This window comes from Methylobacterium sp. J-026 (genome assembly GCF_022829585.1).
Classification (GTDB): domain Bacteria; phylum Pseudomonadota; class Alphaproteobacteria; order Rhizobiales; family Beijerinckiaceae; genus Methylobacterium.
Genome location: NZ_JAKSYC010000280.1, coordinates 35,815 through 50,517, shown reverse-complemented (window position 1 = coordinate 50,517; position 14,703 = coordinate 35,815). Strand labels below are relative to the sequence as shown.

The following is a 14,703-nucleotide window of genomic DNA, read 5'->3' as shown; positions in this document are numbered from 1 at the left end:
CAGCGACCGGGCGAGGCCGCCACCCTCCGGTGACCTCGCCTGTCGGCCGATTCGGCGACTTCCCTTAGAAGTCGTAGAGGCGCTTGGGATTGTCGACGAGGATCCGGTCCCGCGTCGCGCGGTCCGGCACCCATTCGGCAAGCAGATCAAGCAGGCGGCCGTCATCGACGTTCTGGGCCGGGGCGAGATCCGTCGGCTTGCGGTCCGACCTCGGCGTGCTGTCTGGGTGTGGCCAGTCGCTGCCCCAGACGAGCCGGTCCGGGTTCGTCGCCACGAGGGCACGGGCCAGCGGCAGCACGTCGGCGTAATCCGGTGCCCTGTCGGAGGCGCGATAGGCACCCGACAGCTTCACCCAGGCCTTCCCGCTGCGCACGAGGTCGAGCACGTCGCCGAAGCCGGGCTGATCGGGCCCGAGGGCAGCCTGGGCACCGGCGAAGTGATCGAACACGACCGGGACCGGCAGGGCCGACAGTTGCTGCTTCAGCGGAGCGATGACCGAGAGGCGGGAGTAGACCTGCAGGTGCCAGGGGCGCTGGCCGATCTGCTGGACGGCGCTGTCCAGCGCCTTGGCCGAGGCGGCGGGATCGAACACGCCGGCCTGCTCCAGATTGACCCGAATGCCGCGGATCCCGGCCTTCGCCAGCCCATCGAGGTCGGCTGGGCTGGTCCCCGGTCCGATCACGGCAACGCCGCGGGCCCGCTGCGGCCCGAGCACGCGCAGGCCGTCGAGCGTCGCCGCGTTGTCGGTGCCATAGACGCTCGGCGTCACGATCACCACGCGGTCGAGCTTGAGCGCGTGCTGGAGGGCGAGCAGGGCCTCGGGCGGATCGACCGGTGGCGTGTAGGCGCGCCCGCTCCAGAACGGGAACTTGGCCGGATCCGGGATGACATGGACATGGCAGTCGCACGCACCCGGCGGGACTTGGAGCCTGACGGGGGTCTTCACGGTCGGGGCCTCGTCGGCCGCCCGAGCCGACCGGTCGGTGAGGACGAAGCCGCCGATGGCGGCGAAAGCGAGCGTCTGTCTACGCGACAGCATGGGGTCTCCTCCGGATGTTTTGGCGGCCTTCTATGGGCGCGGTTCGGATCGGATCACTCGCGGACGCAAACCGCAAGTTGCCTCTGGATCGATGGGATCGCGCCAGTCGATCCGCCGGGTCGCCGAGGCGGTGAGGGGGCTCGTTCATCGGCGCGACGGCAGGGTGAGCGGACCCTTAACCAACTGTGCGCAATTGCACGGTCCGCCGCGATCCCACGGGGGCCCACCGACGTTCTCTCGGCAACCCCACCGGAGATGCTCACTCATGCTGATCCTCAATCCCATCACAGGACAGATGGTCGATGTCCCTGTGCCGCGGCCCGGGCCAAAAAAGACCTGACGCCGACGCGAGCACCCCAATTCTCCGATCGTCGATACGCGGCTAATGTCGGGTCATGAATTGGATGCGCAGCCGTTCAACAGTTGCGGCAAGTTCCCGTAGCAGCTGCCTTGCGGATGAAAATCTCAGGACGCTTGGACCGCTGATCGACGGCTGTCGGCCGGTCGAACACGCCCCTCTCCGAGGCCGGCCTCGGACGTCGTGACCGCCACGATCACGCGCAGCGGATCGGTACACACCGAAGCGGAACCATTAGCTGAGCCGTTCGTTCACGGGCCATGGAACACTATAAGTCCACCCTCACGACGGCTGCGGTTGCTGCATTCGGCCTTCTGGCCGCTGCACACCTCCTGCATCCCGGTAATTACGAGGACCAGCCGAGGCGGGTTCGCGCGCTCAGCGTGGGCGCCGTCGACTCGCCCAGCATTGTGGCCTGGGTCGATCCGCCGGCACGACAGAGTGTTTCGACGGCATTGTCCGGCGCCCTGATCGCGACGGCGCAGGCGGCCGAGGCCGCGCCGGCCCAGGCGCAGCTGTCGACGGCCGGGCCGGTCGCCGAAGCCGCCCCGTCGCCAGCGGCTGTGCAGGCGGTACGGAAGCCGGACACCTCCCGGCGGCACAAGGTGGTGCAGCGCAGGATTCGCACGCATCAGGCGGCGCTCACCCGCAGCGCGCGGAACGAGCCGGCCATGGATCGACCGGTTTCTTCGCCCGACCAAGTACAGACGGCCGCGACCCGGTTCGACCCGATCCGCGCCCTGATCCACGGTCTCGGCCTCGACAGCTGAGATATCGATCGCTGCCACGCGGAACGGTGGTTCGTCGAGATGCTTGACCATGCGGGCAGCATGGGAGCAGTCGATGCGTGTGTTTCAGGTGCGTCAGGGATCAACGGGGACGATCCTTTGGACCGGCTCAGCAGCAGACCCGATCGCCGCCCTCGATGCGATGGCCCATGAGGCCGGCTACTACGACCACAGCGATATCCCAGAGCATCTGCGCGTTGGCGGCCTCCATGCGGAGGAGGTCCGGGTCTGAAGCATTCGCGCGGTCAGCAGCCGGGAGATGGCAAGCGCAGCGGCATCGCCTGCTGAGCTACGCATCCGGCTACGCCGAACGGGCGCCAGCTGGGGAGCACCACTATCGGCTGCTACTCCGGCGCCTTCCGAAACGACGATGTGCATCCTGACCGGCGCATGAGACTACGCATCCGTCGGAACGCGATAGCCTATAATTAAGATTGCGTTTCCAGCGTTATGAAAATGCGGTACTCCGCACACATGGCATGCAAAGCGCCGTCAAATAATGATGGCTATTCCAACGCATATTAAGAGATGTCGATCCTAGCGATGCTACATTGCCGGCTCGAGATCTGATTTTTCCAGGTTGTATCCGTGGCAATATGCAATCTACACCGCCCGCTTCTCGTCGGCGCACCGATCGCGATCGTGATGGCGTTGCTCGCATTCGGCCCGGCCCAGGCCAGCCTGTCGAGCGTCGTCCGGATCGTGCTGCAGAAGAGCCGACGCTACGATCCGACCGATCTTTTTTTGCACCGCGGTGACACCATCACCCTGGTCAACGGCGACGAGAACGCCGTGCATCACGCCTTCATCGAGGCCGATCAGTTCTCGTTCGACGCCGGCGATGAAGAGCCCGGCAAGCAGGCGACGCTGACGCTGAAGGAGCCCGGGGACTTCGTGATCCAGTGTGGGATCCATCCGAAAATGAAACTCACGCTCCACGTGCAGTAGCCCGCCGAAACGCAGGCCGCGCCGGGCTTCGCGAGCGCTCGCGATCCGCGCCGTCTCCGATAGGGACGGCGCGGATCTGATGCCAACGGGCGCCGGTTGAGCCGGCGCACGCCGAGGTCGGACGATCAGGCCGCCATGGCCGCGTAGCGCTTGTGGCCCTTCACATCGAAGCGGTCGAGCATCATGACCTTGTCCCAGACCCGGACGAAATCGGCCACGAACCGCTGTTGACCATCGCTGCCGGCATAGGCGTCGGCGATCGACCGCAGCTGCGCGTTCGACCCGAAGACGAGGTCGCTGCGCGTGGCCTCGAAGCGCGCCTGCCCGCTCGCGCGGTCCTTGAGCACGAAGGTCATCGCCTCCGCATCGGCCTTCTCCCAGACGAGGTCGGTGTCGGTCACCGCCCGGAAGAAGTCATTCGTGAGCGCGCCGACGCGATCGGTGAAGACGCCGCGCTTCGACCCGTCGTGGTTGGCGTTGAGCGCACGCAGACCGCCGGTCAGGACCGCCCATTCCGGGGCGGTGAGGGTCATCAGATTGGCCTTGTCGAGGAACAGTTCCTCTGGCGAGACGCTGCGGGTCATCTGTCCGAACCCGTCATCGACGTAGTTCCGGAACCCGTCCGTCACTGGCTTCAGCCACTCGAACATCTCGATGTCGGTCAGCTCCTGCGTGGTGTCGACACGCCCGGGGGTGAACGGCACTGTCACGGCGACGCCGGCATCCTGCGCGGCCTTCTCCACGCCGACACAGCCGCCGAGCACGATGAGATCCGCGAGGGAGACCCGCTTCCCGTCGCTGCGCCCGTCATTGAACCGCGCCATCACCCCGCGCAGGGCCTCGACCACCGGCGCGGCGCGCCGGTTGACGGCCCAGTCCTTCTGGGGGGCAAGGGCGAGACGGCCACCATTGGCGCCGCCGCGCTTGTCGCTGTCGCGGTAGGTCGAGGCCGCCGAGAACGCCGCGAAGGCCAAATCGGAGACCGACAGGCCGGTCGCGCCGATTGCCTGCTTCAGCGCGGCGATCTCCGCATCACCGATCGGCGCGTAAGCCGCGTCGGGCAGCGGGTCCTGCCACAGGAGCCCGTCCTCGATCGTGACCTCCGGGCCGAGGTAGCGGTGCTTCGGACCCATGTCGCGGTGCGTGAGCTTGTACCACGCCTTGGAGAAGGCCTGGGTGAAGGCATCGAAGTCGCCGAGAAACTTCTCGCAGACTTTGCGGTACTCCGGATCCACCTTGAGGGCGATGTCCGAGGTCATCATCATCAGCGGATGCATCTGGCCGTCGACATGGGCGTCGGGGGTCCGCGGCGCATTCGGGTCCTTCGGCGTCCACTGGAGCGCCCCGGCCGGGCTCTTGGTCTGCTCCCACTCGAACTTGAAGAGGTTCTCCAAGTAGGCGTTGTCCCACTTCGTCGGGTCGGGCGTCCAGCTGCCCTCGATGCCATTGGTCATCGTGTCCTTGCCGGACCCTGCCCCCTTCGGATTGTGCCAGCCGAGGCCCATGGCCTCCATCGGCGCCATCTCGGGGGGCGGGCCGATTTCCTTGGCAGGCACCATGCCGTGGCTCTTGCCGAAAGCGTGACCGCCGGCGATCAGCGCCACCGTCTCCTCATTGTTCATGGCCATGCGGCTGAAGGTGACCCGGATGTCACGCGCCGAGGCCATCGGATCACCGCTGGCATAGGGCCCCTCGGGGTTGACGTAGATCAGTGCCTGGTGGGAGGCCGCGAGCGGGTTCTCCAGGTCGTAATCGGCGTCGCCGTTCTGACCGCGCCAGCGCTTGTCGCGGTTGACCATGTCGTCGAAGCTCGACACCGTGCCCATGTCGACGACCTCGGGACCCCAGTAGGTGGCGTTGTCCGCCTCCCAGGCGTCGAGCCGGCCGCCGCCGAAGCCGTAGGTCGGCAGACCCATGATCTCCAGGGCGCAATTGCCGGTCAGGACCATGAGGTCGGCCCAGGACAGGGCATTGCCGTACTTGTGCTTGATCGGCTGCAGGAGACGGCGCGACTTGTCGGTGTTGCCGTTGTCCCACCAACTGCTGATCGGCGCGAAGCGCTGCATGCCCGTGCCGGCGCCGCCGCGGCCATCCGCGATCCGATAGGTCCCGGCCGCGTGCCAGGACATGCGGATCATCTGCGGTCCGTAATTGCCGTAGTCGGACGGCCACCAGGCGACCGACGAGGTCAGGAACTGCTTGATGTCCCGCTTGAGCGCGTCGAGGTCGATCTTATTGAACTCGGCCGCGTAGTCGAAGTCCGGCCCGAGGGGATCGGCCGACACCCCGTTCTGGTGCAGGAGCTCGACCCTGAGGCGGTGGGGATACCAATTCTCCAGCGCGGGTTTGCCGCCGAAAGCACCACCAATCCGGTCGCCTCCGAACGGGCACTTACCTTCCATCTCGAAAGTTATGGTATTGGTTTTGTCAATCGTCATTTCGTTCATCGAAATCTCGCTTGCTATCGAATGACTGCGATCGATTTGGCTGGCCTGACCCGCAATGCCGTTGGCGGCCAGCCCTCGCTGCAATCGTCCATGCTCACCTTCGGCCCGACCGCTGAAATATGGCTCCGGCATCCGAGGTCGAGGTCACGCCGGAAGATTTGTATCCGCGGTCGTCTTCGAGCAGGCCCGAAGTCGGCGGAGCCCGAGCGACGTCCGGGCGCAGGCCGACCGATGGCCCACCCGGATCCGATCCTCCCGCCCGCCGGAGGGACAGGCCGCGCGCGCGACGCCGGACCCGCTCAGCCCGGCTGATCAGGCGGCCTGCGCGTGCTCTGCGCCGACAGGGCCGCCGTCAGCTCGGATTCGAAGTCGGCGAGCGAGGCGTAGCGGCTGAGCTTGTGGCTGTACGGGAACGACCAGCGCCCGTCGGTACCCCGCTCCGTGGCGTGGCCGCGCAAGCCGTCGATGAAGGCGTTGAATCGCTCCCGCTCGGCCGTGACCAGCCGCAGCGTCGTGGTGCGCACGTAATCCGGCGGCAGGGCCCGGGCCTTCATCGCCGCGACCCCGTCCTGAACGGACCGGGGATCGTCATCGACGACCAGCGTGGTGTCGGGATGCGAGAAGTGGTCCCGGCCTCCCTTGCTCCGGGTCGTGACCACGGGGAGCCCGGCCAGCAGGTACTCGATGCTGGCGTACATGGCCCCCTCGATCCGGGAGAGGCACAGGCCGACATGCGCCGAGGCCATGGCGCCGTTCACCGCCACATGGTCCATGGGCACGACATCGTCGGGCGTCAGCGCATTCAGAATGACGTGCCCCCGCGGCAGGGACCGGACGAACCGGTCGAGCTGCGCCCGCTTCAGCCGAGGCGACCATGTCCCGAACAGCTTCGTCACGTAGGCGCAGCTCGGCACGGTTCGGGCCAGCGCATGGCGTTTGATCGGCGCGATCTGCGCGTTGTAGATCGCGTCGAAATGCCGGGGCTGCTCGGGCATCGGGACGTACATCGTCTCGTCGACGAACATGTTCTGCGGCGCGGGATGGACATCGACCCCGAGACCGCGCAGCAGCCGCTCCTCTCCGGACGTGTTGGCGAGGACGATGAGGCGGGCACGGGGGTGCGCGGTCCGGAAGCGGCGGTGCTGGACGGCCAGGGAAACCGCGAAGGCCGCGCGTTCGAGGCTGTGCGTCAGCGGATGCAGGAAGATGAACGGAACGTCCGGGTATCGCGCCGCCATGTGATGGGCGACCCCGAAGGGTTTGGGCCGCGGCTGACAGCAGAAGATCGGTGGATCGTGGCTGAGGAACAGGCCCGGCACGATCGTCTCGGGCGGCAGATCCCGCGGGGCGCGGACGAACAGTTCGACCAGCCCGGACAGGTCGCCGAGGACCGGGACGTCGAACAGGTAGGGGTTGCGCAGGGCGTCCCAGCCCAACCGGCTGGATCGACCGGATCGGTCGCAGGTACCCTCTGCCCCGCCGCGCCGTTGCACGAACGCGGGGACACGCAGAGCCGCTGGGGGCGGTTCGCTCATCTGCTGTGTGCCTGATGGAAGGGGGCGTCCGGGCCGACTATCGGCGCGCACCGGCTGGACGGACCGCCGGAACGGCAGGGCATCGAGTAGGGTCGGTCCGGCCCCGCCGTCGAACACGCGTCGTCGGACCGGACCCATCGCTGCCGCGGCGGATCCTAGCCCTCAAGCTTACGCAGACCTTACGGCGTGCGGGTCAGGACGCGGCGAGAACAAGGTCATTTCAAGGCCCGGTTTCCGGCCAGCAATAGTGACGGCTCTGCCCGGGCCTCTTGCGCGAAGTCCATGATTGCGACGGCGCCGCCGTCCGGCGCGTTGCGCAGGGCAAGCCGCCCGCCATGCGCCGTCATGGTCCGTTCGACGATCGACAGCCCGAGCCCGATCCCGTCCTCCCGGCCGCTGCGGAACTCCCGTCCCTGTACGGCCCCCGGTGCCAGTAGATCGGGCCCGAAGCCGCCGCCGCGATCCCGCACGCTCAGCGCGCCCGCCGCCTCGACGGTCACGGTGATCGTCGTGCCGGGAGGCGCGTGCATCAGGGCGTTCTCGATGAGGTTGCGCAGGGCCCGGGCTAGGTAATCGCGAAGACCCGCGACCGGGACCGGCCGCTCCGCGCCGAGGAGCTCCATCGACAAGCCCCGGGCGATCGCGGCGGGACCCAGCATGGCCGTCACCTCGCGGGCGACCATCGACAGGTCGACGACGTCGTCCGCCTCGACGTGGAGGCCGCCGAGCCGGACCCGGTCGAGGAGCTGCTCGACGAGGCGCTCCATACGGCAGAGATCCTCCGTGATCGGACGCGCGATCGTGCCGCCGGCCATGGCCATCCGGGTTTTCATGATCGCGAGCGGCGTGCGCAGCTCGTGGGCGACGTCCCCGACGAACTGCTCCAGGACGAGGTAGCCCTGCTGCAGCCGCGCCAGGCTCTGGTTGACGGCCCGGACTAGGATCAGGACCTCGTCCGGCATCGCCCCCTCCGAGAGGCGGGTGCCGACATTGCCGGGTTCGATCAGCTCCGCCTCCTGGGCGGCCCTGCGGAGCGGACGCAGTGCAAGGCGTGTCACCAGCAGGTTGACCGCGACCGTCCCGGCCAGGAAGGGGATCCAGATCCAGGCGATGTCCTGGACGAACTCCTCCAGCACCGTATCGAACACGAGGGGCCCGTTGGGGAAAGCAATCTGCAGGATCAGCGGCGGTTGCGTTGTCCGGACGGTGCTCGACAGGCCATAGAGCGGCGCCTGCCCTGGGCGCGGCAGCATGAAGAATTGCTCCTGCGGGCCCTGCGGCACGACGAGCGGCGCGGCGATGCCCGGCGCAGCCGCCAGCAGCTGACCCTGCTGCGTCAGCAGGACGTACACGCCGCCGTCGTCGATGACCTGATGGGCAACGGTCCCGGTATGCCCGTCGCGGCCGTTCTCGGGATCGGCCGTGACTTCCCGCGCGAGGGTGTAGGCGAAGCTCCGGAGCGTCCCCTCGCGGAATTGGCCGTTCAGGGTCTCGAAGCGGTCGTACAGGAACAGGGTGGCGACCCCGATCGCCAGGACGAACAGGGTCACCGTCGCGACCGCGAGCCTCGTGAACAGGGTCGAACGCACCGGCCTCACGGGCGAGCGTCGGTCAGGACGTAGCCAATTCCCCGCAGCGTGTGGATCTCCAGCTCGGCATGCGCGCCCGCGAGCCTCTTGCGCAGGCGGTGGATGAGAACCTCGATGGCGTTCGATCCGACCTCCTCGTCGAAGCCGTACAGGGAGCTTTCGAAATGGGCCTTCGACACCACGGTCCCGGTCCGGCGTAGCAGCAGTTCCAGGGCCGCGAGTTCCTTGCGGCTCATCTCCACGTCGCACCCGGCGATACGGACCTGCCGGCGGACCGTGTCGAACTCGACGTTGCGTCCGGTCAGGCGCAGCCCCAACGACTGCCCGGGCCGGCGCATCAGAGCGCGCAGGCGCGCCAGGAGCTCCTCCATCTCGAAGGGCTTGCGCAGGTAGTCGTCGGCGCCGCCGTCGAGGGCGTCGATCAGCGCCTGGGTGCTGTCCCGCGCGGTCAGGACCAGGATCGGGCAGCCGGGCCGGCCTCCGCCCTTGCTGGGCAGGAGCGTCATGCCGTCGCGATCCGGCAACCCGAGGTCCAGGACGACGGCATCGTACGCGGCCGTGGCTAGCGCGGCCTCCGCATCCTCGCCGGTCCGGACGAGGTCGACAACGAAGCCTTGGACGCGCAGGGCATCGCCGATCAGCGCGCCCAGCCGGCGGTTATCCTCGACCAGAAGAATACGCACCGGCGTCTGTGGGCCTCAGCACGGATTGCGTTCAGTGTTCGAACGCAATCGGGGGACGGCGGTCTACCTCCGAACCTGCGGATCACCATTCAGAGCACCCGCCGATCGTGAATACCACGCCGGGCGGTATTGCCGACTAAAAGGGTTTTCACACTCGAGGCCGCTCTCTCAAAGACATCGGCCGTTTCCGACCAGAATCCTTATCGCGAGGACCAGAGCCTCACCTTCGCGGCGGCGGCCGGGGCGCTCGGTGCCAGGGGGCTACACCACCGTCACGGCTTCACGGGCAGCATGCGGCGCAGGATCGTATCGTGCCACAGGTAATGATGCACCAGCGCCGCCGCGGCGTGGAACAGAGCCAGGACCATCAGGATGTTGGCGGCCAGGCCGTGCCATTGCGTCAAAGGCCTGCGCCACGCGGCATCGCCGAGCTGCGGCAGAGCGATGGATCCGACCAGCGGGACACCCCGCACGAAGGCGTTGGCGATGCCGAGGCCGACGACGGCGAACAGCAGCCCGTACAGGGCCCCATACGTCGCCTTCGCCAACTGGTGCAGCGGACCCGGATCCGCGACCGGCAAGCTGCGGCCCCGCGTCCGTCGCCAGAGGAGGAGCCCGACAATCAGCGCGGCAACGACGAAACCGGCATCGAAATGCGCCGACCAGATGCCGGTGCGCAGGGTCCCCTTGGGCAGAAGATCTTCGAGGAAGGTGCCGATCAACCAGAGGATCAGCACGAGGGCGGCGGTCAGCCAGTGCAGGGCAATCGTGCCCCGGTCGTAGGTCGCGGCGCCGGGCGGGGCCGGCTCGATGGTGACGGTCGGTTTCGAACTCATCGCGGCATCTCCACAGCGGCCGTCTGGGGGTGTGGCGGCACGGAGCGAGCCTCCGCGCCGCTGGCTGCGGACGGCTGGCGCGGCAGGATGCGGCGGCCCTTCGCGCTCAGGAACCACAATCTCGGCACGTCGCGGCCGGTCCGACCGGGGAGTCTCGGCCTGACGAGCCCGCGTTCGAGGAGGGAGCGCACGGTGCGCATCTCCCAGGGCCCGAGTGAATGCAGCGACCCCTCGGCACCCAGACGCTGCAACATCGTCCGCTGCCCGGGGGTGAGGGCGCGCCAAGCCCGTGTTCCATCGTGGTCCGTCATCGCAGATTGGAATTAATCTAAAGTTCTCCGGACGTGCAAGGGGGGACGAGGCTGCGTTGGACGATCGGAGCCCCGATCTCGCGTCGGGGCCCGGATCGACCGGGATTGGGGTGCGGCCGCTTCCGGGATCTCGGCGCTGCACCGCCCCTGGATCGCGTATCATCCCTGTCAGCAAGGCTGTGTGACGCTGGGCCTGGGCGCCACTCAGTCATCCATCGTGGAGCGAAGCAATCCGGCGCCGAACGTCTACCAGACTCGTCTTGGACGACGTCCACTAAATTCGGTTTCATTATCCAATCCCTCGAGATCCTGCCGATCCGAGGTGCGGGGCACGGAATATGCCGGGAAATTGACTTTCCCCCGAGGCGCCGGGGCCGGAACGGTCCGCTCCCGCCCGGTGTTTCAGACCGCGCCGCGGCCATCAAACCGGTCAAGGGGGCCGCCGGCGCTGTTCCTGAAAGGATCCCGTCAATGGACAAGACAGTCGCTGGCCTGATCGGAGCCGTCACGCTCCTGGCCGCCGTCGACCCGGCGCTCGCCGCGATGCCGGCCCCGACCGGCCTCAAGGCGGCCATGCAGGCCGAGAGCTACGCCGACCTGCTGAAGCCGATTCCCGACGCGGTGGCGCTCCTCAAGGAATCCGACGCGGCCGAGGCGAAGGCCGAACTGCTAGCGCCCGCCACCGAGGGCGAGGCGACGGTCCAGGAGGCTCAGTACTACTACCATCATCACCACCACCATCACCACCGCTTCTACCGCCGCTTCTACCACCACCATCACCACCACCACCGCTTCTTCCGGCGGTTCCACCACCATCACCACCATCACCACGGCTACTTCCGCCCCTACGGCTACTGAGCAGCCGGCCGCGGAGAGGGGCGCGACCCTCTCCGCGGTCCGTCAGCGCGTGCTCTTGGCCGCGCCGAGGATGCGCCGGTAGGTGCCGTCGAACACGGTGTTGGTCGCCGAGGTCCACTGCGAATCCGACGCCAAAGTCGACCGGCTGGCATAGATCCGCCGGGATTGCAGTTCGCGCTCGGCGGCCTCCTCCTCGGGCATGGGCACGAGTTCGAAATCGGCCTCCGCCGGCACAACGGTCACCTGCATGAACGGCTCGCCGGGCCGGAAGACGTGGGTGCGCCCCTCGTCGGGGGACTTGAAGACCATGAAATACATCATCGGCCACCAGTTCCGCAGGAGCGCCGGCACCGCGACCGGGACGGTCCCGGACCGGTCGGTATAGAAGCGGGGATGGGTCTCGGTCTTGATCGCCCAACCATCCTCTACCTTCAGGTCGAGGAGGATCTGATATGTGTAGTAGGCGTCGCCGAAGGTCCGGAACGGCGGCCATTGCATGCCGGGCTCGGGCGGTTCGCCGAAATCGCCCTCGAAGACGAGCGCGCCATCGCGGGTGCGGACGCGCAATTCGGCTTCGTAGGGGTAGAACAGCTCGATTCCCGCCTTGGCTGCCTCCGAGAACGGCAGGCAGTGCCACGCATATTCCTGCGCCCCGTCGGTGCGGGGCTCCGGGTTTCCCGCCCAACCGGGGATCTCCAGCCGCGTGCGCCGCGGGCGCAGGCCCGGCTCCATCAACCTGAACTTGACGTGTCGCATGGCAGCCGTCCCGATGAGTCCGGTCCCCGTAACGTCCTGCGGGTCGAGAGGGTTCAGCGTTCCGCTTGCGGCTGGCAGCAGCCCGGACGTCGGGCGTGGTCACGCGGGTGCAGTCTGTCACGGAGAGCGCTACGGGCGCGAACATCCAACCCTAGTCCCGGCGCCGACAACCGGCAGCGCGCACGCGTTCGCGAGTGCGTTGGATCGCGCTCAGGCGGCGTTCGGAGCGGAAGGTACGTCGACCGCGTGCTGGGCCCATTCGCAGGGCTGGATGAGCCCGTGGTAGACCGCGATCTCCAGCTGGAGGATCCTGCGACATTCGTCGGACAGGTCGGGAAGAAGATCGCAACCGTCCTGATCGATCGCGGTTCTGAGGAACGCGAACGGGCGCGCCTCGTCGTACGAGACCAGAACTTCGCGCTCCGCATACGGATCCAGCGGGTCGATACAGTAATGAGCCGGCATCAGAGCATCCATACGCACGCGACGCATCCCGGATAGCTTGGACCCGCGGTCAGGGCAGCCCGATGGAGATTGCTGATCGGCCCGGAGAACCGTTGCTTCGTCGTCCGATAGCCGGTGCGCGCGGCGCCTCAGCGATCGACGGACACGTCGGCGCCCGTGGTGGGCATGACCGCGTAAGCCGTCGGGAATTCGGCGCGCAGGGCCCATAGGGCGGAGCGGATCGCGCCCCGCACCTGAGCCGATGCGCCCTGCGACTCGGCTTCCGCGCGGAGGTCCTGGAGCGCGTACAGGAGCTTCCTCCGCTGCGGAGCACCCGGCAGGCCGTGATCGGTCGTCAGCAGGGTCAGCAGGGCCCGACCGAGTGGATCCGCGAACAACGTCGACATGTCGGACTTCCTGGTCAGTCTGTCGCGCTGCGTGGGCGTGCAATACACTCATGAGGGCGTAAATCGACCTCATGCGGAAGCATAGAGCGTAGCCGTTACGGAGTATGAGCCGGCCGCCGATGTGGGCAGGCCACTACCGTGGAACGACCGGCCTTCGTCCGGGCGGGACCGCCGGCCGCACGCATGGTCGGCTGCCGGACGCATCACGTCGTCGAACCTCATAGCCGCCGTGCATGCACAGGCAGATCGGAACCCATCGACGCGGTTGGTGTTGGCCCCGCAACGCAACTGCGAAGGGTCGATCGATGCGTAAACTTGTACTCATCTCCGCCATGACGCTGAGCCTTGGAGCTATCGGCGCGAGCGGCGCACAGGCGCAGGGTTATGGCTACGGCGGCGGCTACCGCGACGGGTACGGCCGCGGTTATGACCACGGCTATGGCCGGAACCGGGATTACGGTTACCGCCGCCACCGCGGCCTCTCGACGGGTGCCGCCGTCGGCCTCGGGATCGCCGGCGCCGCGGCAGGCGCCGCGGCTGCGGGGGCCTTCGACCGCAGCGGTCCAGGCTATTACGGCCGCGGCTACTGAATCCTTCCGCCGGAAACGACCTGAAGCCCTGCCGCACCTGCGCGGCAGGGCTTATTCATGGACGGTGTGGGCGGCGGTCCGAAACGGCTTCGCCCTGGCATAGGCCGCTCGCCTGCGGCAACGAAGCTCGGGCCGCGCGTCCATCTACCGGAGGTACCGCCCGAGCCACTGACGCAAGGGTGGCCTGACCGAGCGTCGCGCGCGCCGCTCCGCGAAGGCGTCGATGCGGATCCGATCTGTTGGAACCTGGCGCAAGAAGCGTTCGGCGATCTCGAAGATCACGATGTCGGGCCGGGTCGCCTCGATATAGGCCCAATCGAGATTGGCCGACCAGATCGCGTGGACCTCGCCGAACGTCTCCGCCAGCATGGCGGTGAGGCGTGCCCCCGGGCTGTAGATGTACGAATCCCCGAACAGCACCACCCGGCGCGGATCCGGAGCCGCGGGGTTCCTCATTACGACACGCGACCCCACGAACAGGCCACGCTGTCGGACCACCTGTCCGGTCTCGCGCACCCGGACCAGCGCGTTCGCGTCGACCCGTTCGGCGCGGCGCGGGAAGTCGTAGGCGACATAGGCTTCATCGACGGGCGGCTGAAGCTTCTCGCCGAGGTCGAAGGTGAAGCGCTCGCAGGTCTGCGTGCCCGCGAAGACATGCTCGGCCACCGGCGCGTCAAGGGCCTCGCACAGGGCGCGGTAGGCCGTGAGATAGCCGCGATACGTCCAGTGCGTGTCCGTCCGCAGATAGACCGGCTCGTCGGCCCTCGCCGCCAGCAGCGGTGTCAGCAGATCGACCATCGGGGCGAGGCCGTCTACCGCCAGAAGCCGCGCGAGGCGCATGCCGGGCGGGTCGTCGAGACCCGGGAAGGCGCGGCCGAGGGTGTCGGGATAGACAGCCAGTTTGTCCGGTACGACAGCGTGGACGTGCCGGATCCCGAGCCCGTCCAGCCGGCGGGCCCGCCGGTTGATCAGCCGCGCCCAGCGTCGGAGGATCCGGCGCGACAGGGCGGTGTCCCCGTAGAATCTTTCGACTTCCCCAGCCCGCCCGACCCAGTAGAGCCAGCCGTCCTGCCCCACGGCCACCCCATTGCCGCTCGTCATGACCTATCCGTGC

General features: G+C 67.7%; 15 protein-coding genes. 5 read left to right on the top strand and 10 right to left on the bottom strand.

Features of this window, described 5'->3' with window-relative positions:
• Positions 1 to 64 precede the first annotated feature (64 nt).
• Complete coding sequence (locus tag MKK69_RS23875) at positions 65 to 1,039, bottom strand: amidohydrolase family protein (RefSeq protein WP_243971996.1); 975 nt, start codon at positions 1,037 to 1,039, stop codon at positions 65 to 67.
• A gap of 741 nt (positions 1,040 to 1,780) precedes the next feature.
• Here MKK69_RS23875 and MKK69_RS23870 point away from each other — a divergent pair.
• The 3 genes from MKK69_RS23870 to MKK69_RS23860 all read left to right on the top strand — a co-directional run bounded on the left by MKK69_RS23870 (position 1,781) and on the right by MKK69_RS23860 (position 3,133).
• Positions 1,781 to 2,167, top strand: a complete 387-nt coding sequence (locus MKK69_RS23870) for a hypothetical protein (protein WP_243971994.1) — start codon at positions 1,781 to 1,783, stop codon at positions 2,165 to 2,167.
• Between the two features lie 73 nt (positions 2,168 to 2,240).
• On the top strand, positions 2,241 to 2,417 hold the full coding sequence (locus MKK69_RS23865) for a hypothetical protein (RefSeq protein ID WP_243971992.1): 177 nt from the start codon (positions 2,241 to 2,243) through the stop codon (positions 2,415 to 2,417).
• A gap of 413 nt (positions 2,418 to 2,830) precedes the next feature.
• On the top strand, positions 2,831 to 3,133 hold the full coding sequence (locus tag MKK69_RS23860) for a hypothetical protein (RefSeq protein WP_243971991.1): 303 nt from the start codon (positions 2,831 to 2,833) through the stop codon (positions 3,131 to 3,133).
• 125 nt (positions 3,134 to 3,258) lie between these two features.
• Here the strand turns inward: MKK69_RS23860 and katG are convergent, their stop codons facing one another.
• The 5 genes from katG to MKK69_RS23835 all read right to left on the bottom strand — a co-directional run bounded on the left by katG (position 3,259) and on the right by MKK69_RS23835 (position 10,223).
• Positions 3,259 to 5,580 carry a catalase/peroxidase HPI gene (gene katG / locus MKK69_RS23855; RefSeq protein ID WP_243971989.1) on the bottom strand — a complete coding sequence of 774 codons (2,322 nt, stop codon included), beginning with the start codon at positions 5,578 to 5,580 and terminating at the stop codon, positions 3,259 to 3,261.
• Positions 5,581 to 5,879: 299 nt separating this feature from the next.
• On the bottom strand, positions 5,880 to 7,016 hold the full coding sequence (locus MKK69_RS23850) for a glycosyltransferase (protein WP_243971987.1): 1,137 nt from the start codon (positions 7,014 to 7,016) through the stop codon (positions 5,880 to 5,882).
• A 314-nt stretch (positions 7,017 to 7,330) separates the two neighbouring features.
• On the bottom strand, positions 7,331 to 8,713 hold the full coding sequence (locus MKK69_RS23845) for a sensor histidine kinase (protein ID WP_243971985.1): 1,383 nt from the start codon (positions 8,711 to 8,713) through the stop codon (positions 7,331 to 7,333).
• Complete coding sequence (locus MKK69_RS23840; RefSeq protein ID WP_243971983.1) at positions 8,710 to 9,387, bottom strand: response regulator transcription factor; 678 nt, start codon at positions 9,385 to 9,387, stop codon at positions 8,710 to 8,712. The genes MKK69_RS23845 and MKK69_RS23840 overlap by 4 nt, the downstream gene beginning before the upstream one ends.
• A 272-nt stretch (positions 9,388 to 9,659) precedes the next feature.
• Positions 9,660 to 10,223, bottom strand: coding sequence for a cytochrome b (locus MKK69_RS23835; protein WP_243971981.1), 564 nt, complete (start codon positions 10,221 to 10,223; stop codon positions 9,660 to 9,662).
• A gap of 782 nt (positions 10,224 to 11,005) precedes the next feature.
• On the opposite strand from MKK69_RS23835, the gene MKK69_RS23830 reads away from it, so the two are divergent.
• Positions 11,006 to 11,392 carry a hypothetical protein gene (locus tag MKK69_RS23830; RefSeq protein ID WP_243971979.1) on the top strand — a complete coding sequence of 129 codons (387 nt, stop codon included), beginning with the start codon at positions 11,006 to 11,008 and terminating at the stop codon, positions 11,390 to 11,392.
• 42 nt (positions 11,393 to 11,434) lie between these two features.
• Here MKK69_RS23830 and MKK69_RS23825 read toward each other — a convergent pair whose 3' ends face one another.
• From MKK69_RS23825 to MKK69_RS23815, 3 genes are all read right to left on the bottom strand, one after another.
• Entirely contained in the window at positions 11,435 to 12,148 is a 714-nt protein-coding gene (locus tag MKK69_RS23825) for a hypothetical protein (RefSeq protein ID WP_243971977.1), read from the bottom strand.
• A 210-nt stretch (positions 12,149 to 12,358) separates the two neighbouring features.
• Positions 12,359 to 12,625, bottom strand: a complete 267-nt coding sequence (locus MKK69_RS23820) for a hypothetical protein (RefSeq protein WP_243971975.1) — start codon at positions 12,623 to 12,625, stop codon at positions 12,359 to 12,361.
• 116 nt (positions 12,626 to 12,741) lie between these two features.
• The gene (locus MKK69_RS23815) at positions 12,742 to 12,999 is read right to left on the bottom strand and encodes a hypothetical protein (RefSeq protein WP_243971973.1); all 258 of its coding nucleotides are present in this window, start codon (positions 12,997 to 12,999) and stop codon (positions 12,742 to 12,744) included.
• Between the two features lie 305 nt (positions 13,000 to 13,304).
• On the opposite strand from MKK69_RS23815, the gene MKK69_RS23810 reads away from it, so the two are divergent.
• Positions 13,305 to 13,589, top strand: coding sequence for a hypothetical protein (locus MKK69_RS23810; RefSeq protein ID WP_243971971.1), 285 nt, complete (start codon positions 13,305 to 13,307; stop codon positions 13,587 to 13,589).
• Between the two features lie 144 nt (positions 13,590 to 13,733).
• On the opposite strand, the gene MKK69_RS23805 is transcribed toward MKK69_RS23810, so the two are convergent.
• On the bottom strand, positions 13,734 to 14,690 hold the full coding sequence (locus MKK69_RS23805; RefSeq protein WP_243971970.1) for an alginate O-acetyltransferase AlgX-related protein: 957 nt from the start codon (positions 14,688 to 14,690) through the stop codon (positions 13,734 to 13,736).
• Positions 14,691 to 14,703 lie beyond the last annotated feature (13 nt).